This is a genomic window from Enterococcus gallinarum, assembly GCF_021496385.1.
GTDB lineage: Bacteria > Bacillota > Bacilli > Lactobacillales > Enterococcaceae > Enterococcus_D > Enterococcus_D gallinarum.
Genome location: NZ_CP050817.1, coordinates 13416 through 37833 on the forward strand (window position 1 = coordinate 13416; position 24418 = coordinate 37833).

Annotated in this window: 24 protein-coding genes and 4 pseudogenes; 6 read left to right on the top strand and 22 right to left on the bottom strand. The window is 35.1% G+C overall.

Annotation, left to right across the window (positions count from 1 at the left end; all coding sequences use genetic code 11):
- Position 1 precedes the first annotated feature (1 nt).
- The 4 genes and pseudogenes from HED61_RS16650 to HED61_RS16665 form a co-directional block, all read right to left on the bottom strand.
- Positions 2–370, bottom strand: coding sequence for a hypothetical protein (locus HED61_RS16650; RefSeq protein ID WP_032495652.1), 369 nt, complete (start codon positions 368–370; stop codon positions 2–4).
- Positions 371–398: 28 nt separating this feature from the next.
- Positions 399–1370 carry a hypothetical protein gene (locus HED61_RS16655; protein ID WP_002425009.1) on the bottom strand — a complete coding sequence of 324 codons (972 nt, stop codon included), beginning with the start codon at positions 1368–1370 and terminating at the stop codon, positions 399–401.
- Between the two features lie 16 nt (positions 1371–1386).
- A complete protein-coding gene (locus HED61_RS16660) occupies positions 1387–2319 on the bottom strand; it encodes a conjugal transfer protein TrbL family protein (RefSeq protein ID WP_070544061.1) in 933 nt (310 codons plus the stop codon).
- Between the two features lies 1 nt (position 2320).
- A pseudogene (locus HED61_RS16665) lies at positions 2321–3097 on the bottom strand (hypothetical protein); the annotation flags it as partial.
- A gap of 35 nt (positions 3098–3132) precedes the next feature.
- Between HED61_RS16665 and HED61_RS16670 the strand changes: the two are divergent.
- Positions 3133–3522 (top strand): hypothetical protein, encoded by a 390-nt coding sequence (locus tag HED61_RS16670; RefSeq protein ID WP_218210654.1) that lies wholly within the window; start codon positions 3133–3135, stop codon positions 3520–3522.
- A gap of 224 nt (positions 3523–3746) precedes the next feature.
- Here the strand turns inward: HED61_RS16670 and HED61_RS16675 are convergent, their stop codons facing one another.
- The 12 genes and pseudogenes from HED61_RS16675 to HED61_RS16730 all read right to left on the bottom strand — a co-directional run.
- Complete coding sequence (locus tag HED61_RS16675; protein WP_126796638.1) at positions 3747–3995, bottom strand: hypothetical protein; 249 nt, start codon at positions 3993–3995, stop codon at positions 3747–3749.
- A gap of 59 nt (positions 3996–4054) precedes the next feature.
- A pseudogene (locus HED61_RS16680) lies at positions 4055–4183 on the bottom strand (JAB domain-containing protein); the annotation flags it as partial.
- 240 nt (positions 4184–4423) lie between these two features.
- Positions 4424–4519, bottom strand: a pseudogene (locus tag HED61_RS17035) (class I SAM-dependent methyltransferase); the annotation flags it as partial.
- 229 nt (positions 4520–4748) lie between these two features.
- Positions 4749–6716, bottom strand: a complete 1968-nt coding sequence (gene optrA / locus HED61_RS16690) for an ABC-F type ribosomal protection protein OptrA (protein WP_268832824.1) — start codon at positions 6714–6716, stop codon at positions 4749–4751.
- Positions 6717–7046: 330 nt separating this feature from the next.
- Positions 7047–8201 (bottom strand): helix-turn-helix domain-containing protein, encoded by a 1155-nt coding sequence (locus tag HED61_RS16695; RefSeq protein WP_002360186.1) that lies wholly within the window; start codon positions 8199–8201, stop codon positions 7047–7049.
- Between the two features lie 162 nt (positions 8202–8363).
- A complete protein-coding gene (locus HED61_RS16700; protein WP_159314662.1) occupies positions 8364–8600 on the bottom strand; it encodes a hypothetical protein in 237 nt (78 codons plus the stop codon).
- A gap of 9 nt (positions 8601–8609) precedes the next feature.
- Positions 8610–9776, bottom strand: a complete 1167-nt coding sequence (locus HED61_RS16705) for a hypothetical protein (protein WP_089201991.1) — start codon at positions 9774–9776, stop codon at positions 8610–8612.
- Positions 9777–9885: 109 nt separating this feature from the next.
- The gene (locus tag HED61_RS16710; protein WP_089202007.1) at positions 9886–11316 is read right to left on the bottom strand and encodes a relaxase/mobilization nuclease domain-containing protein; all 1431 of its coding nucleotides are present in this window, start codon (positions 11314–11316) and stop codon (positions 9886–9888) included.
- Between the two features lie 13 nt (positions 11317–11329).
- Positions 11330–11659, bottom strand: coding sequence for a plasmid mobilization protein (locus HED61_RS16715; protein ID WP_089201990.1), 330 nt, complete (start codon positions 11657–11659; stop codon positions 11330–11332).
- 4 nt (positions 11660–11663) lie between these two features.
- Positions 11664–12188: a multidrug transporter gene (locus HED61_RS16720; RefSeq protein ID WP_089202006.1), complete on the bottom strand. Its 525-nt coding sequence runs from the start codon at positions 12186–12188 to the stop codon at positions 11664–11666.
- A 491-nt stretch (positions 12189–12679) separates the two neighbouring features.
- The gene (locus tag HED61_RS16725) at positions 12680–13663 is read right to left on the bottom strand and encodes a DUF3991 and TOPRIM domain-containing protein (RefSeq protein WP_002415362.1); all 984 of its coding nucleotides are present in this window, start codon (positions 13661–13663) and stop codon (positions 12680–12682) included.
- Between the two features lie 6 nt (positions 13664–13669).
- Positions 13670–13888, bottom strand: a pseudogene (locus tag HED61_RS16730) (JAB domain-containing protein); the annotation flags it as partial.
- Positions 13889–14338: 450 nt separating this feature from the next.
- Between HED61_RS16730 and HED61_RS16735 the strand changes: the two are divergent.
- From HED61_RS16735 to HED61_RS16745, 3 genes are all read left to right on the top strand, one after another.
- Positions 14339–14482 (top strand): hypothetical protein, encoded by a 144-nt coding sequence (locus HED61_RS16735; RefSeq protein WP_002360221.1) that lies wholly within the window; start codon positions 14339–14341, stop codon positions 14480–14482.
- Between the two features lie 253 nt (positions 14483–14735).
- Positions 14736–16163, top strand: a complete 1428-nt coding sequence (gene fexA, locus HED61_RS16740) for a chloramphenicol/florfenicol efflux MFS transporter FexA (RefSeq protein ID WP_032495690.1) — start codon at positions 14736–14738, stop codon at positions 16161–16163.
- 177 nt (positions 16164–16340) lie between these two features.
- Positions 16341–16757, top strand: a complete 417-nt coding sequence (locus tag HED61_RS16745; protein WP_000855243.1) for an NAD(P)H-dependent oxidoreductase — start codon at positions 16341–16343, stop codon at positions 16755–16757.
- A gap of 282 nt (positions 16758–17039) precedes the next feature.
- On the opposite strand, the gene HED61_RS16750 is transcribed toward HED61_RS16745, so the two are convergent.
- From HED61_RS16750 to HED61_RS16765, 4 genes are all read right to left on the bottom strand, one after another.
- A complete protein-coding gene (locus tag HED61_RS16750; RefSeq protein ID WP_000619629.1) occupies positions 17040–17405 on the bottom strand; it encodes a DUF6262 family protein in 366 nt (121 codons plus the stop codon).
- Position 17406: 1 nt separating this feature from the next.
- Complete coding sequence (locus HED61_RS16755) at positions 17407–19320, bottom strand: tyrosine-type recombinase/integrase (protein ID WP_029658482.1); 1914 nt, start codon at positions 19318–19320, stop codon at positions 17407–17409.
- Positions 19321–19322: 2 nt separating this feature from the next.
- On the bottom strand, positions 19323–20408 hold the full coding sequence (locus HED61_RS16760) for a tyrosine-type recombinase/integrase (protein WP_000867971.1): 1086 nt from the start codon (positions 20406–20408) through the stop codon (positions 19323–19325).
- A gap of 113 nt (positions 20409–20521) precedes the next feature.
- A complete protein-coding gene (locus HED61_RS16765) occupies positions 20522–20854 on the bottom strand; it encodes a JAB domain-containing protein (protein ID WP_218210656.1) in 333 nt (110 codons plus the stop codon).
- Positions 20855–21276: 422 nt separating this feature from the next.
- Between HED61_RS16765 and HED61_RS16770 the strand changes: the two genes are divergently transcribed.
- The gene (locus HED61_RS16770; RefSeq protein ID WP_031644640.1) at positions 21277–21486 is read left to right on the top strand and encodes a hypothetical protein; all 210 of its coding nucleotides are present in this window, start codon (positions 21277–21279) and stop codon (positions 21484–21486) included.
- A 282-nt stretch (positions 21487–21768) separates the two neighbouring features.
- Here the strand turns inward: HED61_RS16770 and HED61_RS16775 are convergent, their stop codons facing one another.
- Both HED61_RS16775 and HED61_RS16780 read right to left on the bottom strand, forming a co-directional pair.
- A complete protein-coding gene (locus HED61_RS16775; RefSeq protein ID WP_032495688.1) occupies positions 21769–22041 on the bottom strand; it encodes a hypothetical protein in 273 nt (90 codons plus the stop codon).
- A gap of 190 nt (positions 22042–22231) precedes the next feature.
- A complete protein-coding gene (locus tag HED61_RS16780) occupies positions 22232–22846 on the bottom strand; it encodes a DUF4230 domain-containing protein (protein ID WP_218210644.1) in 615 nt (204 codons plus the stop codon).
- 160 nt (positions 22847–23006) lie between these two features.
- On the opposite strand from HED61_RS16780, the gene HED61_RS16785 reads away from it, so the two are divergent.
- Positions 23007–23966, top strand: coding sequence for an IS30 family transposase (locus tag HED61_RS16785; RefSeq protein ID WP_032495686.1), 960 nt, complete (start codon positions 23007–23009; stop codon positions 23964–23966).
- Positions 23967–24418 lie beyond the last annotated feature (452 nt).

Genomic DNA, 24418 nt, shown 5'->3' on the forward strand with positions numbered 1-24418 from the left:
TTTATCTGACATTTTTATTCATCTTTTTTTTAAAAGCTTCTAGCGATTCTTTCGTTAAGAATAATGTTTTACCTGTATAAATGTGATCGATTCCCTCTAGTCTATGAGGAAACCGTTTATAAATGTGGGCAAAGTATTCATCATTCTTTCCTAACAACTGGCTTGCTTCTTTTGCTGTAATCAATTGCGATAAATCATTATTGGGATTATCAGAGAAAATAATTGTTCCACCAATTTTTCGATAATTAAAATTTTTAAGTATTTCATGTTTGTTGTTACGGTAAGCTTGGGATAGGTAATTTCTATTCTTACCTATCCTTTCACTCATTTCTTTTGCTGTGTAAATTTGATTTAAATTAATTTTTCCCATTGTTTAAGCACTCTCTTTTTAGCGTATTTCAGTTAAAAGAGAAGTCTGTAAGTTTTGGTTGAGTTGTCACAAGAAAGCCGTTTTTAGTTGGTTCAACCTCAAAAGTGATTTTTTGCATTTTACTACGATTGTCTACTGAAACATTTAGAAGGTATTCAACGCTATACCCTTTTTTTGTTTGTTCACTACCATAGTAATTGACACTCTTAAGCGTTTTCCCTAACGCTTTCCAATCGGATATATCTACCTTTTCGGATACATATGTTCTTAAACTTGACTGATAATTTTCTTGATTTTTTTCCTGTGAAAAATAGTAAGTCAAAAAGTATCTTCCAAAAGTATCTATTTTCGATTGAGAAATATCCGTTTCTTTGACACGTTCAATTTGTTCTTCCAATAATTCGCTCTCTTTTTTGACTGATTGAAGTTGTACTTGTTGAATAACACTTATTCCTATCAATAATACAATAAAAAGAGTCAAAATAGATATGAACAAATGAATTCTGGGAACATTTTTCTTGGTTATGGATTCTGATAGTGATTCTTTTCTACTATTCGTTTGTTTTGCTTGGTTCTTTTTCGATATTTCCTTAATAACACTAGGTTCATTTACTGTTTCAGTTGGAATTTCTGTCTGCGGTATTTCTTGGCGTTCATTACTCGTTTTTAACTCCTGACGATTTAATTCTTGCGTATTAAGCGTTGTTGGTTCTGTTGGTTCATTCAAGTAAACTAAAACGTGTTGATCTGTTACTCGATTTAATAACAAGTTAATTACGTCCGTTTCTTTGGTATTTTTTGTATTCAGCGTAACAGACATAATTTTTGTTTGATCTTCTACTCTAAAAATACCTACACGAAATTTAACTGGAATTCCTCGACTTGTCTTTTGTTGTAAATAGTGTGTGACTTCGGATAATTCGCTTTTACTTAATTTTCGATTCAAAAATTGTTTTTCTTCTTCGGGAAGAATAATTCGTATTTCAAAATAATAAGACAATCGTTATCCCCCTCTCTTATTTTCTAAACATAGCCATCATTGCTAAGTTTCCAAGTCCGCCACCTTTTGACACTTTGGTTGAATACCACATATTTTGTAGGGCTGACGGTGTTTTGATAATCAACAAGCCACAACCAACCATTAACATAAAGTTTGGTAACGTGTATTTTTCAGCAATCATGAGTGTAATCATGAGTAAGTACAAAATAAGCTTAATAAGCATTGTGAGTGCTTCGGATAACAGTTCTTTGATCCATATTTGAAAGTAATTTTGTTCGTCTGTTAAAAGCGATAAGGCAACTAATGGTGTTAACATAGTCAGTACCAAGAAATCGGCATAAAAGACACAGATCGCTACAAAATACTTGGCAATGGAAAAGGCAAAGAAGATCACAAAAACAAAGAGAACAACGGCACTAACGCCACCATTAAAGAAATTGGAAACTAAGAAATTACGCAAACGTTCGCCGATCGTTTCCACGTTCAAATCATTAGCGACTTGTTGAATCACATATTCCCCGATTGGTGCAACAATCTTTTTGATAAAAAAGTTCATTGCCCAGGGCAACGTTGCTAAGGCAATAGACGAGTAAAACAGCTTTTGAACAATATTAGCGGTCAATGCGTCACCACTCCCATTAGAAGCTTGTATTTGCGCTTCAATGACCTTATACAACACAATACAAATCGCAAAGGTTGTCGTTGCAAAGACAAACACATTGGTAATGGTACTAATCAATTCGATATTGGGAATATCAAAAGTCGTCTTATTGGCAATTTTCATACTGGCTTCTAACAAGTCACTGCCCCAATTCCCTAACAAGGTATCAATAGGGTGCAATACACTATCCACACTCTCTTTTACGCCCTCAAAGACATTAGAGATAGCCTCACCAGTAGAACTTAAAATATCCGATCCTGTATCTTTTATTTGGTCTATTACGTCCATATTACATTACACCACCAATCGTTCCACTAACTTGCCACTTTCCTATTTTTTCGTTGTATTGCATAACTACAAATACTCCACCAATGTTTTCAATATTCTTCTCTTGTTTGCTAGTTACTAGCCCTATAACCTCATATCTCAAATCATTATCCCAATCAATTTGTGAAAACATTGATCCTACTTTTTCATCATGTTGTCCTTTGTTCCGCCAATCTGCCCACTCATAGGGAAAATCATTACGCAAAACAATTTTCGTATTCTTTTCTGTTTTTTGGGTATCTAAGAACCAGGTACGCAACAATTGGCTTTTATCGTCATTTTGCTTAGAAATCGTTAGCCCTTTGGTACCGTCAACGATCACTGGATTGAAATTGAAACTTGCTTGTAGCCCTGTATAAAAATCATCTGATACCTTATCGCCAAATTTGGCTTTTAAGTTATCAATCAGTTTTGTTTGTAATTCAATCGGGCTTGTACCGCCTGATCCTTCTTTCAATAATTCTTTGTTGATTTCTAAAATCACGTCACCATTAGAGAAAGACTTGTACCAACTCTCAAAAGCTTCTGTCGCTTCGTCTGCTCGCTCTTTCGCACTTAATTTGAGTAAATGGTCGCTTGAACCTTGAACGGCTTGTGAGCTGTTTTCTGTGGCTTCTCCGCTTGTTTCTGACTGGTTGCTTTCTTTGCTTGCGGTGGTGGCTGTTGGTGTCACTGGTGGTTGATTCTTATTGTTAAAATAAGAAATGCCCACAAAAGCAAGAATACCGACAACTAAAACGACCTTCTGCTCTATCCCAAGGAAAGAAACGGTTAGTGGGTGCACCTGTTCGAAAGTTTGATCGCGTCTATGCAGTAAAAACACCCATCAAGCTTTCGCCATTGCTAAATGCTACGTCACGTATTCTGGTAGAAAAATATGCCACCAATTTTTCTCGTGATGAACTGTTACGTGAAGCACTTAATGAATACATCAAACAAAATCTCTCTCAAGAAGACAAAGTAGACTTATTTAATAGCGTACAATTTGAATTGAACTTATTCAGAAACGCGAAGAAAGAAAATCAAACAGTCCCTGATGTAGATGATAGGGGACAAACAATTCGGACAGTAGAGGAAATAGAAAAAGAAACCGAAGAAGAATTAATCCAAGGGTGGGGGATTCGAAAAAATGAGGTGGCAAAAAAAGACACTACCTCGAGCTAATTTAGATACTGCCTTAAATATGATGTCACTAGTTGCCAGCTATTATTGTAACAGAAACGACTGTTAAGCGAATTCAATGCGGTAGGGTGGGGGACACACCACCGCATTCAATACAAACAAACGGCCATTCTATTTAAAATAGAATGGCCGTTTGTTTGTATTTATTTTTTGGTTTAAAAAAAGAGCGTATGACAAACTTTTGTCAAACGCTCTTTCTTTACAGTTTAGTTGTTTGGCTCACGTTCTTCTACTTTAAACTCGCTTAAAGGCTCATCTAGTAGGGGTTCGTAATGCATAGTTTCTAATAAGTACAATGTGTCATAAATAATTTGGTGTTCTTGTTCTTTGGTTTGTGGTTTTGCAGTGGCTACAATCTGCATGATATTTCTGTACATATCTTCAGCATTGTCATCATGAAAATAAGTAACCATTTCTAATGTTTCTAACCGTTGCAATAGTTTGGGGTATTTCATCGTGTTTTCTCCTTTCATCAAAGCCACAGGCTCTTTTTGAGCCTGTGCTTTGCTTCCTTCTACAATCCGCCATTCTCTCGAAAACTATAGTAACGATTGCTCGTAACAACGAGGTGGTCGAGTAGGGAAATTCCTAATAGGTCGCCAGCTTCTTTGATGCGTTCTGTAAATAATTTATCTGCTTCACTTGGTTGCGTATCTTATCAAGAGTAAATTACAAAAGAATCATTTAAATCAATACTTTCACTTTGAATACATGTATTTGAAGTGGAAGGTACTTATTTCAAAAATAGTAAAACCTGTATCTTAAATTACTTAATAGTAACATAAGATACAGGCTGATTTTTTATTCATTGTTATTTATACTAAAGCACCCGATAGCTCTGAAAACAATCACAAATTCAACTTTTCAAAGCCACAGCTTTAAGTTATTTTGTCCAGACAACCCCCATTGCCCAACCCATTTTATGGAATTGGCATCCAGGCAACAACTTTTCATATAAATCGTAATAATTTTGTTCAGCTGGAAGAACAACTTCTGGCAGCATAACAATCAAAGGAAATTTAGTGAGTTTATACGACTACACTTTTCTTGACAATTCCAAAGTATAGATAATAAAAACCGCTATGCGGCAAACTCAAAAGGTCTTCACATAGCGATTATATCTAATAAAAATTCATTAATTTTTTTACATTTTCAACAACCAGAATGTATCATTAACACTTTTACATCCTTATTGCATAACTCAAAAATTACATAACTTCCAATTCTCTCATCAACTGTTCCCATTCATTAAAATAATTACCCTGACACCTTTTAACATCATCAATTGATTTTTGTATTTCCGTCAGTACCATATAATCAGAAGAATTGTTTGGTTCAGAAATGATTTTATTCAATCTTTCTAATTCTTCATCATATTGATTTATTAACACTTCAAGCTTTTCAATTCGTTTCTCCTTCTTAACCTTCTCCTTCTCAATGGAGTTACGATCGCCTTTTACTGTGTTATTTTTCTCTACTTTCTGCTCAACTTTAATGTTATTAAATGGCTTTTCAGAATTCATCCTTTTTTTCTCGTACTCACCATAAGTAGATTGTACAAACTCTACACCATCCTTATCAAAAACAAGTAATCTGTCAGCAATCTTATTAGTAAAATATCTATCATGTGACACAAAAATAATTGTACCTTGATAACTGCATAAGATATTCTCTAAATTCTCTTTTCCAATAATATCCATGTGGTTTGTCGGTTCATCTAAGATTAAAACATTAGTACGTTTATATAATAATTTACATAATGTCAATCTAACCTTTTCTCCACCTGACAAAGAGGACACCGGTCTAAAAACATCATCTCCACTAAACTGAAATGAGCCAAGAGCAGTTCTGACCTCTGTGTCATTTAGCTCAGGGTATTCGCTTTGAAAAATTTCGAATAGTGTATCATCTCCACTGATTTGAGCAAGCTGTTGGTCAAAATAGCTAATTTCAACATTGTATCCGAATTTAAAATCTCCAGACAATGCTGCCACACCACCCATAAGTGTTTTAAGCAACGTGGATTTACCAATACCATTACTCCCAACAATTCCAAGCTTCTGTCCCCTTTCAAGGTTGAAATTAACCTTTGCAAGAGGAGTATCATAGCCTATCACAAGTTCTGAAGCACTTAATACTTGCCTTGAACTACTGATTCTCGGTTGAAATTTAGACATATAAGTTTTTGTATCGTATTGGTCTGGTGCATTTAATATTTGCATACGCTGTAATAATTTAATTTTAGATTGCACCATTTTAGCTTTCGTAGGTTTATAACGAAAACGTTCAATCAAGCGTGTAATCCTTTCAATTTCTATCTGTTGCAAATCGTAATCTTTTTGCTGTTTGATATGATTTTCTCGTTTTTGCTCCTCAAAGGCTGAATAATTACCTTTATAACATTTGGTCTCTCCCCATTCGATTTCATAAACCTTATTCACAATTCGATTAAGAAACATTCTATCATGGGAAATAATAACCAATGTAGATTTATAACTTCTCAAATAACTCTCCAACCATTGTATTGTTTCTATATCAAGGTGGTTAGTAGGTTCATCAAGTAATAGAATGTCTGGCTTTGTTAAAAGTATTTTTATAAAAGCTATCTTAGTTCGCTGACCACCTGAAAATTCAGAAATGGGTTTTTTATCATCTGCTTCAGTAAAACCCATACTACGAATCATCGTTTCATATTCTTTTTGGTAGGTTAGACCTCCAAGAGCCATATACCTTTCACTGATATCAGAGTATTCATTGATGATTTTATCATCATATTGATTCTCCATTTTATCTATCAGCTGTTTCATCTTGTTTTCCATATCAATAAGCGTCTTAAATACCGTACGGACTTCATCCACCATTGATATACTTTCATCTTCAAAAGGCATCTGTCTTAAATAGCTAATATAAGGGTTACCGGTCTTTATTACTTGAAATTCACTTTCACCAGTTCCTTCTTCTAATTCAATTTCGCCTATAATAGCTTTTAGCAAGGTTGTTTTTCCACATCCATTTCTACCAACAATAGCAATCTTTTCATTATCATTGATTTCAATACCGATGTTTTCCAACACCATATTACCATCATAGTAAACGGCACCATTAATTATTTTGTATTGCATTTTCATATCCTCCTTTGCGTTAGTACTAGCAATTGCAAAGGTGGCTTCGGACAATAATTATTCCACTCCATGTAAAGCTTGTCACAGCCACCTATACATGAAGTTCTTTAAATGTTACTTTAGTTGTAGATTTCATTTGCTTCTCCCTCCTATCGTTTCAAATATAATTCAACTTCCCCCTTATTGTACCAAATCGCTAGCGCAATGGCTAACCTAAGTTTTAGCTTACACCTTTTCTGATAAAAACAAAGTAACTGATCCGTTATCTCATCCGACACCAGATTCCGCATATGCCCTGCTGTTCCCGTCAACAGAAACCGCAGCCACACTGGAAAAAGATACAAAAGGATTGCCGCAATTGATTCTTTGCATTAGCCATCAGCTTTACAAATCACTCTTTCTATATTCAAAAGGCGTTTTTCCTGTTTCTTTTTTAAACACGGATGTGAAGTAACTTTGTGAGTTAAATATAAGATATTCACTAATTTCTGATATTGACTGATTCGTATATACCAATAGAAATTTGGCATATGCTATTTTCTCCTTCTTAATGTATGCACCAACAGTCATACCTATATCTATCTTGAATTTACGCATGAAGTGATACTGACTTAGACCAATTTCTGTGCATATTGACTGAATGGTGAGCTGACGGTTGATATTTCTTTTAATCATCCTGACTGCTTTTGCTATGTCTGAAGAGACACCAGATACTCTATAATCTGCAGTACTTAAAGCGAAATGCTCCAAAATACTGTTATACATAGCAACGGACTCTTCTCTTTTTCTCAGAGAACTAAAGCGATTTCCGTAATAGCTACTGATTGCACCTGACATTTCAATAGGAAGACCGCCAGCAATAGCATAGTACATCGATAGATACAGACAGAATGTCAGCATGGATTTTGTTGATTGTTCATTATTACAAAATTCAAAAAGTGCATTAAGGTAATCTTGATCCCGGTTCAGCTGTTTAAGTGTAGTTATATCACCATTTTGGACAAGCTCAAGTCTTGTTCGTAAGTCCTGATAACTTTGTTCAATCGTCCGCTTTGAAAGCTCAGACGTTTGTAGTCCCATGATATCAGTCGAAAAAAATTGTACCAGTTTATTCACTAAACTCTCAATAGAAAAAGATAAATTCTTATCTAATGCAAAGTAATACATCATCACACATATTTCACTAAACTTTCTGATATCGAGCACAGTCCATTCATTGTCATTGCTTCCCTGATAAATCATCAATGGGTTAATGTTCTCTACCATCACTGGACCAATCTGAACGTACATTGCTTTATCATCAGATTCAAATGTGCATCGGACAGCACCAAGAGGATGAACTCCGATTCTGAATCCTGGTAAATCTTCAATCCAATATTGGCTCATATCATAATCAATAGGAAACAAATTCTTGTCAACTTCAATATTACCAAGAGCTATGTTTATATTCTTGTCATCTTTTATTAGAACTGAAATTTTATAGGTTGAGTGAAATACCTGTGCGAGATGGCAGATTTCTTTTATTCTTTCTTTCTTCATAGTTTTGACAACCCTTGTCTGTACCTTTCAAAAGTATTTTATAATATAGTATAACATATTTTGAAAAGGGATATATCGAGATTAAAAAGTGCTAGCGCACCAGTCGGTAGCGTCAGCACTTCTGTTGAAAACTTTAAATAGAATGTGAAGCATTATATCCACTCAGCACGGCGCCACCCAATTTGGCTTCTCCTGAATCATCGCTGAATAGTTCTGAATAATCTGAGCTGACTGTGTTTCATTCTCTGACTGTCGAAGCTCTTCAATCAGTTTGCTTGTTAAGTCCTTATTTGCAGTTTTAAAAGCAAACTGCACTACAAATTCCTTTTGAGATCCTGTAAAACGATGCTTTGCCTCATTCATAACAAACGCTGCCTCTTCTATGATTTCTAAATTCATACATGCCTCCTAATATGCCATGCTGTTTTCCAAAACAGCAATTTCAATAATTTCTTTCATCTTCTCAGCTGCTACATTATTATTAATCAGTTCAACTAACTGTCCTTCTGTAAGACCCTTTTCAATTCCACTCTTAATCTGAATCAGCTGAGCTGGCGCCAGATCACCACTTGCAACTAGCTTTACGATATCCGCTCTGGATTTCTTCTTAAAGCATAGTTTAGATAGTAATGCTATCACTCCATTGGTTTTAGATTCTGATCTGTCCACCTGAACTTTCTGAACCACTCTACCCTGCATATCAACGACCGGCACCTGATAAAAAATTGGTATACCAATTGGTTCTTTTAAAATGGTCTGCTGTGTCATAGCTGCACCTTCTTTCTTGATCTCACCTTGAACGCTTTGTTCCTCTTCCTTCTTTGGTTCTGAAGATGTAACTGTATTCACATTCGTGGCATGAAGCAATTTATCCTCTAAAGTTTCAATGCGATTGCTCATACGATTCATCTCCTTATCCTTAAACTCTATCTGTTCTCGTAATCTAGAAATTGCTGAATTTGCTTGATTCAGTTTGTCCTGCTGATCATTTAACAATTGCTCTTTATCAGCATTCTCTTTCACAAGATTCTCCCTAATCTGTTCATCTGCCTTCGTAGATTCAAATATAGTAAGCTTTTCATTCAAAGCATCGTATCGCTGCTCCTGAACACAGATTTTACTAACAATCTCCTCCATCTTCTTGACAAGTTCCTGCACATATTCTGGTTCTGTAGCCGTCTCTTGCTTTACCATCTGAATCTGTTCTAAAAATTTACTAAAAGCAGTCTTCATAGCAATCGGTGTTTCCTTCCTTGCTACAACCTCTTCAATTGTCTCAATCGGTACACCCTTTTTATAGAATTCAAATGCTATCTGCATCTGAGGTGCAGTTAGTTCTGTTCGTTCTATTAAGGATAAAAACTCTTCCGATTTACCATCACGCAGACATTCCGAATATACCCTCATTTGTCCAATGTTGTAACCAGACTTTAAATACAACTCTGTCTGTTCCTTTGAAAAACCATATTCCAAATCATCCTTAATCAATGCTATAATTTCCTCACCATATCGCTTTCCAGACTTTAGAATGTCAATATGCTTACCGATTTCTGATTTACTAAGTGCTTGTTCCATAAATACCTCCTTCTAAAACTCGACTTTCGTCTCTCCTATGGACATTTGTCAAATGTATTTGCATGCAAGCATGCATTACTTGTCTCATTGTCTACATAAAAATAACAGCCTATCGTTTTGGCTGCTCTTTCCTGTCTTTGTCTATTTCTTTCTCTTTACTGATTTCTTCCTGTTTTGTCTTTTCTGTATTGTCTGAAATCAGATCCTTCCAGATTGACTTTCCAAGATTCAATTCACGAAATACTGCTTTCTCTTTCGCAATTGTAGAAGCTATTTGTTCCTTGTAAAAGCTTCCTAATTTCTCCACCTCCTCTAGAGTATATCCCTCGCTAAGGAGTTGCTCTGACAATAAAGTCCATTGATTGTGTTCATCGATAAAAAAATCATCTCCTTTTTGAAAAGACTCTTCTGCCGGTTTCAATACTTCTAACTCATCCAAAATAGAAAATAAGTTTACACATCTCTGCCGTGCCCGATATACTTTACTCTTTTCAAATGAAGAATCCTTTCTCTTATCCGTCAGATTCTCAATCGTTGCTTCCAAATCGACCACATTGTGAATGTCGTGCCTTGCTAAAAACAGATATTGTTGCTGAAGTTTATGCATCTTTCTTATGTCATTCTTGTATTTCCACACCTGACTATAGGGCTTCTTCTTTAGCTGCCCAGTCCGATATAACCTTGCATAATATCGCTTTTGAAGACCTGACATTCTAGCTCTCCTATATCGCTTTATATAGCACTTCACAATTTGCGGTTTTGCCAATTCCTTCTGCGCCTGATAGAATTCCAAGTCTTCCTTCTTGATTCGCTCCCAAATCTGCTCTTCGGAGTAATTCTCTCCCAGCGACTTACATCGTTTAAACCGTGTCATTCCTGGAGGTTTTACAGCAAGATGCTTTCCCTGCTTTGTTTCATAGCCTTTCTCTTTCAATAAATCCACAAAGTCATCAAAAGAATTTGCCTGAATAATACAAGAATCCAAATCGCGTTTTATCATATCTGCCCAAACAAACTTTCCTTCACGGTATTCGCTCCAGTCCTTATAATTCTCATTTGCCCGTTCTCCCTTTCCTTCTTCAATATCAATGATGGATAGACCATACTCTTCGCATAATCTATTAGTTATGGGCTGAATATCTCTTGCCCAATCCCCTTTTTCATAACGATACTTCTTACCTGAAACAAAGCTGACACTGTTAAAAACGATATGGGAATGCACATGTTCCGTATTATCATGAACCGCATATACAGCTTCATATTCTTTCCCAAGGTATTCCTGAACGAATTTCTGTGTGATTTCCATTGCAGTATCTGGATCGACCTCATTTTCTTTAAAAGAAAGGATCAAATGATATCCCTGCCGCTTATCAATCTTTCCAAATAGTCGTTTCGTTTCTTTCATCTGTTCAAATGCTGTATCTACCTGACAATTGATTGCTCCTACCAGTCTGCCATCCTGTGTTTTCTCTGGTTTTAAAATATACTCCAGTGAACTTTTCAGGTGCTTTCCATGAAAATGTCCTCCACAGTCTTTCATATGAAGGATCTTACTAATTGCCAATCTGCATCACCACCTCATTCACAGCAGAATTCAACTTTCTCATATATGCTACCAATCGACTCTTATCATCCTCCGAATATAGCCCGGAATTATGATTGAAGACAATCTGATTGATATTAATTCCAATCCGATTCACTTCATTAATCAATGTCTTTAAGAGTTTACGAATCTCAGGATAGTCGTTTGGCTTCTGTCGGATTAATAAGCGCACATACTCTGCTTCATTCATCCCAGCTTCCTTTGCTTTTTCTGCCAGAATTTTAGCCTCTTCTGGCATCAAACGCAACGTCTTCTTAATACAATGAATACTATCTGCCATCTCCTCACCTTCCTCTGTTACCTGTTGAATTCTGCTGTATACCTTCAGATACTACACGCACGGCTGTATCAATCTCTTTATGCTGATTCAGGTTCTCTATGAACTCATTCGCAAGCTTAACTGCTAACGCTTCCATTTCTCTTCCAAATCGAGTCATATCAAATAATCTGTCTAATCGCATTTCATCCAATTTCAATTTCTCATATTCTTTTTGATGCTCTGTAAAATCCATGAAATCCTTTGGATTATTACGACCTTCATCTTCCTCAAGAATCTTTTCATAATTCCATTGGCAGACAATATCAATTACCTCATCCATTGAATACACTTCCGTCTCACCTTGAACCTCTGCAATATCTGTTCGATAGAGAGTCCCTTCTTTGTCTTGTCCAATGGTATAATCATGACCTTCCAAATAACCAAGAAGAATCTCTGCATCTTCAACCGAAAAATCAAAAGACAAACCACTTTTCTGTATCCACTGAATCACTTCTTCTGGTTTTGTAAATAATTCAATTTCCTGTTCCATCACTCCCTTGCACCTCCTTATCTGTCTTTGTGAATTCTATCCTTGCTCTAATGTCCCCCGTAAAGTTCCCGGTGTCCACTGCTAGATACGCTTCTAAGCCATCTCTGGCTTTCGAAGCATCTAGTTAGGGGAAAATCCCCTAAACCCCCTTCTATATACGAGTGATAGCACTTTTTGCTATCACTTTTGCCTTGTGAATGCACTTTCTGCTATCACATGGCAATTATGAGTGCACTTTCTGCTATCACTTTTTATATAGACTTTTCCTAACTTTGATTACCTTATAATTGTGATAGCACTTTTTACTATCACTTTTGCTTTGTGAGTGCACTTTCTGCTATCACTGCCTCGTTTTGATGGCACTTTCTGCTATCACTTAAATCCCAAACACTGGACATAAATTTTGAATACAAATCAAAACAATAGACATTGGTTTTTAGGAGAATTCCTGTAGACAAATGTTTTGCATACAAATCCAAACCGTAATCTGCTTATTTTGCATGCATCCCTTTTTCTGAACAGTTCTTTGGAAATTCCAAATCTCGTTTCTTTGCCACTAGCCATTCGTTATAATCTTTAAAACCAATTGGTGGTGGACTATCCTCCACTTCATAACCAAGTCCATAGTATTTCTCACATAATTCCAATGAAGCCTTTCTCCCTGGCTCATCATTATCAAGGCAAAACCGTATGAATGAGATCTGTGGATTCTCTGTTAGAAACATAATCAGTGGAGCATCTGCAAGCATTCCAAGAGCAAGCTTATTTGTTTCAAAATCAGAAAAAATATCCGTATAACTCATAAGATCGATAGCTGCTTCAAATACAATCAGTTCAGAACTTTCTGCATTCGTTACATTAAATCCATAGTTCTTATCATTTCCAGCAACATCGCATTTAAATGAAGAACCTTCCCTATCAAAAACCCCTCTCATACTTGCAAATCTAGTCATTCCGTCTTTGTCATTTCCCTTAAAGACCACATTATGATAATGTCTGCTCTCATAAATCAAATCCTTATCAATAAAATAGTCAATGACCTGATCGCTTAATCCGCGTTCTTCCCTTAGATACGAGTACAAATAAGAATTATCCCTAGCTGGTAATGGTAGTACAAACTCTTTTACCTTTGGTGATTCTGGTTCTACCCGATACATTAATTCTGACATTCTGTTATCTTCCTGCATTCTTTGATAACCCACAAAGTCCAAAAGCCAAAACACTGCTTCTTTCACTTCCATTCCAGCAAAAACTCGAAGGAAATCAATCTGTGAACCACCGTTGCTTCCCTTTTCATACTGCCTTGACCAGCGAAACCAATGACTTTTATCATAAATTCTTACAGAGTCCATTTCCTTCAGCGTGTGATATCTACCCACACGTTTTACTGTATATCCAAGGTTAGTAGCTACTGCTGTTAAATCAACACTCTTTGCAATAGCCAGCTCTTCTTCTGTAAATCTGCCTCCATCCACTCACATTCACCTTACCTTCCCTCGCTCAGCTATCATTGGGGATGGAAAGTCTAGAGTTTTATAGTCGTTCGTCAAAGTAATTCTTGGATTAGATATCAACCCTTTTTCCTTGAAGCTAAAAAACTCTCGATTATCTCCTCCCACAATCACGTGATCAATTAAAGGAATCCCCATCAATTCACATAATTTGTTCATCCTGTCTGTCATCATCGTATCTGCTTTACTTGGTAACGGGTTTTATCAAGAGTAAATTACTAAAAATCCATTAACATCAATGTTTTTACTTTAAGAACATATATTTAACGTGTTAAATCAAATGAAAAAATACAATGTAATTATTAGATGACAATTGATTACGGTCAGAAGAATGTACCACAAATAAAAAAACTAATTCCTTTTTATTTTATCGAGGAATTAAGCTTTTGACCTGCAACAATCACGCCCAATTTCGGAATATCTATAATATGATTTCGATCTTAAATTATCTACTTTAACTGACGCTACCTGCTCGTTAAAGAAGACCTATTTAAAAAAGTTTATACTGCACCTGCCTTTATTATGTAAGTAAAAGTAGTAAAGCTTTAAATTGGTTTTCAAAAAAGTAGGGTTGATTATTTCTTTTTCATCAATTATAATTGTGTTATTATCACAATATGAGAAAGGAGGCAAAAAGTAATGGGAATTGATTTCATTAATGTCGAGTTTAGAAAGCATGTAAAAGTTTCAGGGGATTTAGGTACAACGGGATCAGTATGTCCTTTTTCACAAAAACAAAAAATGGAAACACTACCGGAAAACTTTTTGCCTCCTTTTATATAATGGGCAAAAATTTATGAATCTATTGCATTTGTAAAAATGCATACGAATGATTAGGCACCGGTTGTTAAACTGGTGCCTTTTTTTTGTTTGATCAGTTCAGTTAGTTTGGAGAACCGAATCTTTAATCATGCTGTAGAAATATGGTGAGTTCGTTGATTTGGTTTTACAATATAAATAGATATGAGGTGAGGTTTATGGTGAAAGCAGTGGATTTAGCCTCCTAAAATCACAATATATTTTAGGAGGAAATAAAATGAAAAAGGATAGTAAATCTAAAGAAATGATTCAATCTGAAAAAAGGGGTTCTACTAGGCTTTTAATGATGGTACTCTCCCTATCTGTACTTGTAGGTTCAATTACGGCTGATTCAGTCAATCCCGTACTTCCACTAATAAGCAAAGATTTAGAAGCTTCGAAATCTCAAGTGAGTTGGATAGTTAGTGGTATTGCACTTGTTCTTGCGATTGGAGTTCCGATTTATGGTCGAATCTCAGACTTTTTTGAGTTACGAAAGCTATATATCTTTGCCATTATGATTCTGGCAAGTGGTAGTCTTTTATGTGCAATTGCCCCGAACCTCCCATTGTTGGTTTTGGGAAGAATGGTTCAGGGTGCTGGGATGTCCGCAATTCCAGTTCTATCAGTCATTGCAATTTCGAAGGTTTTCCCACAAGGAAAACGTGGGGGAGCTTTGGGAATTATCGCAGGAAGTATTGGTGTTGGAACTGCTGCTGGTCCAATATTTGGTGGAGTAGTTGGTCAATATTTAGGGTGGAATGCCTTGTTTTGGTTCACATTTTTGTTAGCCATTATGATTGTTATTGGTGCCTACTACGCGTTACCGACAATTAAACCGGCAGAATCCGTAGGAAGCAATAAGAACTTTGATTTCATTGGTGGTTTATTCCTCGGCCTCACAGTAGGATTACTCCTTTTTGGCATCACTCAAGGAGAAACTTCTGGTTTTTCTTCGTTCTCATCGTTAACTAGCCTAATTGGTTCTGTTGTAGCTTTGGTGGGATTTATTTGGAGAATTGTTACCGCAGAAAATCCATTTGTACCACCTGTCCTGTTCAATAACAAGGATTATGTCAATACGGTCATAATTGCATTTTTTTCGATGTTTGCTTATTTCGCTGTTCTTGTGTTCGTCCCATTACTAGTCATTGAGGTGAATGGACTCTCTTCTGGACAGGCTGGAATGATATTGTTGCCAGGTGGTGTGGCTGTTGCAATCTTATCTCCCTTCGTTGGCCGTCTTTCTGATCGATTTGGGGATAAACGTCTGATAATTACTGGGATGACTCTGATGGGGCTGTCTACCTTATTCTTGTCCACCTATGCATCTGGTGCTTCACCTCTGTTAGTTTCCGTGGGGGTCCTCGGAGTAGGGATTGCTTTTGCATTCACGAATTCTCCCGCAAATAACGCCGCAGTAAGTGCACTCGATGCAGACAAGGTTGGTGTCGGAATGGGGATTTTCCAAGGTGCTTTGTACCTTGGAGCAGGAACTGGAGCAGGTATGATTGGAGCATTATTATCCGCTCGACGTGATGCTACTGAGCCGATAAATCCATTATATATATTGGACGCTATGTCCTACTCAGATGCGTTCCTTGCAGCTACAGGGGCAATACTCATTGCCTTAATAGCTGGATTAGGTTTAAAAAAGCGTGGGTAATAACTTAGTTATGTAAAGATTAGTTATTGTTTAGTTCATCTTCTATAGTTTAAGCTGTAAATAAATAGCTTAGGAATCACGCAAATTTGAATTTCTTAGAATAGAATACTTTTAAGTAACTCAACTTTCGTACACTGTTTTATTGGTGCGAAAGTTGAGTATGTTAAGGATGAAACAATGAAAACATTGGTGATCGTTTCTCACCCAGATATGCCAAATTCTCGAATCAATAAAGTTTGGGTAGAAAAAGCAGCGTCTTATTCAAACGAAATTACCATTCATGATCTTTATAGAGAGTATCCTGATTTTATTATAAATGTAAAAAGAGAGCAGGAATTAGTTGAAAATCATGATAATATTATTTTTCAATTTCCATTATATTGGTATAGTTCTCCTTCATTATTAAAAAAATGGATCGATGAAGTGATTATATATGGATGGGCTTACGGATCAAAGGGTAAAAGAATATTTTATAATCGAAAATTAGGATTAGCTATATCAGCTGGCGTAAAAAAAGGTGAATTTACAAGTATGGGTAAAAACAAGCATACATTAACCCAGATGTTAACACCATTCAAATCTTTATGTGCATAGATTCATGCTGAATATGTACCAGAGTTTGTACTTTACGGTGCTAATTCGGATATGAAGGGCGAAGAGATACAGAAAAGTGCTAATGAGTATTTGCAATATATTAAAAAGTATTATTTAAGAGCATAAAACACTTCTGCGATCATGCCAACAATACTAGAAGAAAGCCCATTTCCCCTTAACACATTTAGGGAAATGGGCTATTGAAGTTATTGAAGGTTTTAGCGATTTCATTTTAGGTAGCCAATTCAAAGTGCCCAATAAATTCCAAGAAACACAAATCTGCTAAAACAGCTTGCCATGTAATTTTTGAACTTGATCCTTTAACCGTTCATTCTCTTCTTCTAACGCCTTTATACGGCTTTTTAAGGTTTTTATTAATACGTCCTCTGAACGAGGGCTTTTACTAGGTTTACGGGGGGTTAACTCACTTATCTGCATCCCTCTTAATGTCTCCACTCTAGTTCTAATATCTTTTTGTTTGTAAAGCCATGACTTTGAAACATTTGCTTTTTGTGCAACGGAATTAAAATTAATCTTCTCTTCTTTCAATGCCATCTCTGAAATTGTCTTTTCAACCCTAATTCTTGTTTTCTCCGACTTGTCTTTAGCTAGCTGAACTATGGCAGTTGTGTTACCTTTTCTAATCATTTTAATTCGTCTCCTTTAACGAATGAATAATCTGTTCTAATCTATTTTTAACACGTTCATTGGTTTCAACCTGACGCTGCCATTGGTTTTGTTTAGCCCTATTTAGTATTTCTTTAGTTCGCTCTAAGTGCTCTTCATGTTCAGTAAGAAATTGTTTACTTGTACAGAAATTCGTACAATCTAAACATGCATTTGCGTGAGGACATGGTCCTGCAATTACTGGTAACCGACAATAGCCATTAGGAAGTGCCTGTGCATTGATATTCTTTTTAAACCATTGAAGATCTGTATTGTCAGCTTCAGTATTTTCCTCACTTAAATCCAGAATGCTACCGTTATTCGTTACTAAGGTTTCCTTAAATTTCGTAAATTCCTTCTTTAGGGTTTCATCAAAAATATGTGCATATCTTGCCGTCATTTCCGGTGATTCGTGACCCAAGAACTTCTGGACAATATGTTGTGGCACTCCGTTATTTATCATTCTAGTGCCAACTGTATGCCGAAAGGCATGAGCATGAAAACGAAAAATTTCTCCGTTGCTGTCCGTTATCTTTTCTTCATAAGCTAGTTCATTTAATTTAACCCTAAAGGTATCTTGTTTCAATGGTGAGCAATCTTTTCGGGGAAACACATATACACATCCATCATCGAGTTCATCAGCCACCCTTTGCTCTTGAACTAATATCAATGCAGCAATTTCTTTAGAAATAGGAATGATATGCTCTTTCTTCATTTTCCACTGATAATACTTTAAAAAGCAATCCCCTTCTTTATCGGTTATGACGCTCCCTTTTTTCAATGTACAAAGTTCACTGATACGCATCCCGCATTCTTGAAGTACCATAACCATTGTAGCAATATAAGGTTCCAATTTATCTAATTTCCCATTTAATTGTTCAAGTATATGTTCATCAATATAACGTGGTAGTGCCTTCGGCACTTTAGGGTAATCTTCTTGAAAGATAAGGATCTTAGAAGGTGTATCCTTCCAGTCATATCTTTGAATTGTAGTAAAAAAAACGTCTAAAGTAGATATTCGTCCAGTTACAGTACTGGGTTTTAAACCTTTTAAATTAATATAATTAAAATATTGCTCAATTTCATTTCTAGTTAATTGATGAATCCTTTGTATACCTTCACAATTTTTGTTCATGAAATTAAAAAATTCTTTTAATTTTGAAGCTATATCTACTACGTGAGAAAAGCTAGCTGTGTTTAACATTAGTTTACAATATCGCTTAACTATTTCTTTAAAATAATTATTCTTAAAACCCTTAAAGTTGATCGTATATTCGTAGGATGTTGGGTTTACCTTATCTTCCGGTAATGATAATTTTCTTCGATTCCAAACATCTTTTTCCCATTCTTCCCCATCAAAATAGAAGTCCTCATAGAATTCCATAAACTGCTTAAGATGAGTAACGTAATAGGAATTCGCATGTACAGTAACTTTCTGCTGATTTACATCAAGTTTGTAATTAGTAGTCGTAGTTTTTACTTTTTGTTCTGTTAAGTAGGTCCGGTATTCTGTCAAAGCTTTTTTTATAGGCACTTCGGTTATCGATGTAATATTAGGATATTTTAAATTTAAAAATCCCATCATCCGGCTTATCACTGTTCCCTTTCTAATCCAAACGGATTTTGCATTCCAAGCTCCATTATTCAAGTGAAGGTAATAAAAATATTTTAATTCTGTTTTCAACCAGACATTTTCCACCTTATCGAAATTTACCCAACGATTTCTTAGTGACGGATTCTTACTTAACTCAATTGCACTAGGATGCGGACAAATTCTTATATCCCATCTATCTGCTGCCCAATAACCTTTTAAAACACTTGTCATATTAGCTATTTTTTTATTAATCTCTGTACTAGCGATAAGCTTTCGATTAGTTGCTACACTTGGAAATTTCATTGTCATGTTTCTCTCCCTTGAAGATACTTTTTATATTCATTCTTCATATCTTGATCAGAAAGATGAACATACGTATCAAGTGTTGTTTGTACATGGGCATGCCCTAATCTTTTTTGTACATATGCAGCATCCCATCCACTTCTAATAAGCTCTGTGGCATGCGTATGACGTAATATATGGGCAGTGAAAGTAATCCCTGTCCGTTTTCCTAGTCTTCTTATTAAGTCTAATACACTTTGATATTTTAGAGGGTGGCCAAAATAAGAATCTTTAAGATTAATAAATATATAATCATGATCTAAATCTTCCCCATATTCATGTACTAAGTAATCGGTATATAATGCCATTAATTCCTTACTTACATCAATAGTTCTTTCTTTTTTAAGTTTAATATAAGCTCCATTTTCATTATGATCTCTTGGCCTGATGTTAATCTGGTTATCCCATGTTGAAATATCTTCAATACGAAGGGATAATGCTTCTCCTATCCGAAGTCCCCCTTCATACATAAGCATAATAAGTAACTTATCTCTTTTGGTATGACATGCCTCAATTATTGCTTTGACTTGTCCATGTTCTAATACTTGTACAAGTTTCTTTTTGACCCTAAGCTTTAAAATATTTTTTTTATAGGATCTACCTTTAGAAATATGGTGAAGAAACCCCTTAAAGTTTCTTCCTCTTGCTTCTTTAGACATATCTATAGCTTTAAAATTTTCTGTGCGATTTAAATACTCTAAGAAACTAGTTACAGCGTTAAGTATGGAATTAACTGATGTTTCCTCTCTTTTAGCCTTCTTTGGTTGTATATCTATTACCTTTAAATGCCCTGCTGGATTTCTTAACCATCCTACAAAGTTTGCTAAATCCTCAAATTGTAAATCTCCTAATTCGATTCTACTTTGGCTCATAAATTCATAAAACAGCTTGAGATGATAACAATATGTTTTAATGGTATTTGGAGCTTTTCCCGTATTATCCAAGTACTTTATAAATCGCTTAACCGGTTCTATCACTTCAAATTCTTTATCTAGCAGTATGTATAACGGATATGATTTTTCCTCCACAATTACTTTCTGAACCTTCATCTTTCCACCACCTTTAAATACTTTAACTACTATTAATAATACCCTTATATATTTAATAGTTAAAGCACTGTAATTAAAAAATCCTAAACTTCGAGTACTTAGAGTACTCTAGTTTAGGATACTATGTTTAATAGGTCTCCGCTTGGGTGATTATGCGCGATACAAATGCGAGTCGCGTTGCTAAGAATTGCTCGTTGGAAAATATCTCTTGGGTGAGCAATCGATTGGTTTATCGTACCTCGGTGCACGACAGATAAACTGTTTACTTCGTTTTTTGTATTCAAACATAGCAACATCAAAACTTCTTGCGTTTCATTTCCAATCTCATCCATTAGCCATTGGGCAATGCCAAAGCTGGACGTAATTTTTTGTATTTCTAAGGTGGAATCACAGACAACTTGTTTGAGACGGACAATTTCTACTACTTTTTCATAACTAACTGACATTGTTTTCTCCTTCTTTCTTTTAGGCTTTTTTTCCCAACACATTTTTTTAGAGGTTGAGAGAAGTGAAGCTGGATTCTTTTGTTATTTGTTTTGTTGTCAAGGATCGAGTAGCAGTGTTTTTCTCCTTTCTTTTTATTTGCCATTTTTTCAGTGCGTTTCGGTCGTTTGCTGTGGTTATCCCTTAGCTTAGACACAAAGAAAAAACAAGGACGAACGTAGAGAGTTCATATATCCTTGTTTTTTCGACTGGCTATGCTATAACCACTTTCAGCAAGCGGTAGATACGTACAAAATGGACGGTTAAATGAAAAGAACACACAACAATGACAATCGGACATGGTTTTGACAACGAAATGCTTCCCCTTGTCTTCTTTTGACCAATTTTTTCGTATTTACTCTTAAAAGGGAAGGAGGGGAAGGTTATGTATTTTAAAAATAACTGTGGACATGTCTTTGTCGACGGATCAAAAGTAATTGTTGAAACGGATACATTTAAACGAACAACAGAATTTTATTCGATTTTCAATTCATCTATTCAAATGGAATTTAACGACAGTATTGTAGAGTTAGAAATCTATTCAAACGTAAACAAACTAGCAGATGCCCTATTAAAAGAGTATGGTGTAGACTAACCGACATGCAACGAGAAAACAATAGCAACAGGTATGCTTTCAGCTGCAGATTAAATTAAAAAAGCTTGAATTGTTGGTAAATCAACAATTCAAGCTTTTAACAGGTATTTTTGTATACAGGTTTCATTTTTTGACTTCTAGCGTTAGCATACTCCAGTTCATGCAAAGTGACTCACCCATTTAGATGATTCATTGATTCACTTTGAGCTAATCATTTTTTATGCTTATCCTTAAAATATAAAGCAACTCTAACTGATACTCACGTTTTGGGTTTTCAGCAAGTTAATGAGATACAGGTTTTATCGGTATCATTACTTCAAAAACTTGTAACTCCTTTTCCGTTGTAAATACTTCATCTTGCCACAGTAGCTCCCAAATATCTCCATCTATTTTTAACTGATGTTGTTCTAAAAATAATGAAACACGTTGAGTAAAATCAAGAATTTGCTGTTTTTTATCGGTAGTAAACCCTGAAAGATAGAGGCCTTCAGGTCGAGTGATAATAAGATTTCTTGGGTAATACGTCTGTTTAAAATTTTCTTTATATCGGGTCATAAAAATTCATCCTCTCGTAGATAAGTTTAATTTATTCTTGTCTCTACGAAAAGCTGTCTAAGATTTGATACTAACATGAGTCCCTACTTAAACTAGGTTCACAACGCAAAACATTGTGCTTTTGATGAGGTTGAACTTTTACACAAGATTGTGGACTTGACTAATTTCCGTTGATAGAATAATGATTTTATCACTCAAAATTAAACTCTAATTTTGCATTTTTGTTAATCCCTTGAAACAATGTTTTGTAATATGATTTCGCAGAATCATTCATTTGCCCTTTGTATTTTGCTAAATACATTTCTTGTTTTTTAGTACTCAATCTATTAGTAACCAATTTACCTGTGTCAATATCCTCGGTTGCTAAACTTAACAGGTCACCGCTAGAATCATAAAGCTGATAAGGAGCCTTTTGATCTAATTCTATCCCTATAACATCATATTTAGGTATAGTAACACTATATCTATTTTCATTAATTTTCTTAATTTTAACTGGTTTTTTAACGCCCAATTTTGCCTGATAATTAAGAATTATAATGGCTTTCTTTTCAGTCAGAGGGATACCAATTTTTGTCCAAGGGATACTTGTATTATTTGACTTAGTTTCTACTACCTGTATCCCTACATTTAAATAGACAGTCTCATTAGTTTGTTCAAGATATTTTATCATTGAATAAGACTTACTTTTTTCTCCTTCTTTAACTGAATACGCTAAATAAGATGGATATGCTAAAAATAAAACTGCAAATAATATTAACCAGCCTAATGCAAACTTCTTAGTGAATATTTTAAAAATTAAACTCATACTACACTCTCCAAAATATAATTTAAATACATATATTATTATAGCATTTTTTAAAAATAGTCTTAATACGCCGATCATAAAATTAAGCTAGACAAATAAAAAGTCATTTGTGCTACACTCAAGATAGTTCCCGCAAAAGAATTATAAGGAGTGAAGACAAATGACCTATACCCATCTTACATCAAATGAACTTGCAATGATAGACGCGTATTATAATAATCATCAATCTGTTTCAAAAGTAGCCAAACGATTACAACGTTCTCGACAAACCATTTATAATGTCTATCGTTTTCTTAAAAATGGTGGAAACGCAATGAGTTACTATAAACAATATAAGAAAAACAAAAGTAACTGTGGAAGACGTCCGATTGTTTTACCAGATGAACAACAGGAATACATTCAAAAAAAGGTGGTTCAAGGGTGGGCTCCTGATGTCCTTATTGGTCGAGCAGAGTTTCCTATTGCTTGTTCGGTACGTACACTGTATCGGATGTTTAAAGACCAAACCTTTGATAGTAAACACTTACCAATGAAGGGGAAAAGAAAACTAAACGGCCACAAAGAAACCCGAGGAAAACAAGCGTTTCGCCGTTCAATTCATGATAGAACTCATGATTATACCCACTTCAATCATGAATTTGGTCACCTGGAAGGTGACACCATCGTCGGTGGAAAACATAAAAGTGCAGTCATTACTTTAGTGGAAAGATTATCTAAAGTGATCATTACGTTAAAACCTACTGGTAGACAAGCCAAAGATATTGAAAATAGATTGAACCAGTGGTTCGACTCTGTTCCTAAGCACTTATTTAAATCAATTACGTTTGATTGTGGGAAAGAATTTTCTAATTGGAAAAACATCAGTAACATCAATGATATTTCTATTTATTTCGCTGATCCAGGAACACCTTCTCAACGAGGATTAAATGAAAATTCGAATGGATTATTACGTAAAGATGGCTTATATAAAGCTATGGATTTTAATGGTGTATCCGAAACCTTTATCCAATCAGTGGCATCAAAACGAAATCATATTCCTAGAAAATCATTACACTATCGGACACCAATGGAAGTATTTTTGAGTTACGTCACAAAAGATGATTTGTCTAACTTAATTTGACAAACGAAATAATAAAAGCTTTTGAAAGTTATTCAATTAGGCGTTGTTCAAGCCAGGTCTTAAAGGCGCTCGTCGTTCACTACAGTTCTCAACGTTAATATCGTTGCCATTTCAACGTTTACAGCACTCTTTGGATTATTTCAAAGAGTGTTTTTTTGTATTTTTATAGAGGTATTTAGATACCATTTAGATACCCTTTAGAGGAACTATTTTCTTTGAAACTTACTTAAAATTCAGTGATATGAAACCATATGAAATGACCCGGTTTTTCTCTGGTAATTATACACTGGTTTTACGAATTAATTATTACATAATACTTTATAAATATATTAATTGTCTAACTTAATTTGACAATTAATATTATCAAATCTTTTGGGCGATTACAAATAACAAAACTTCATCTAATTTCAACTAATATCATTTGAATGGTGTGAATTTTAACCCTAAATAAA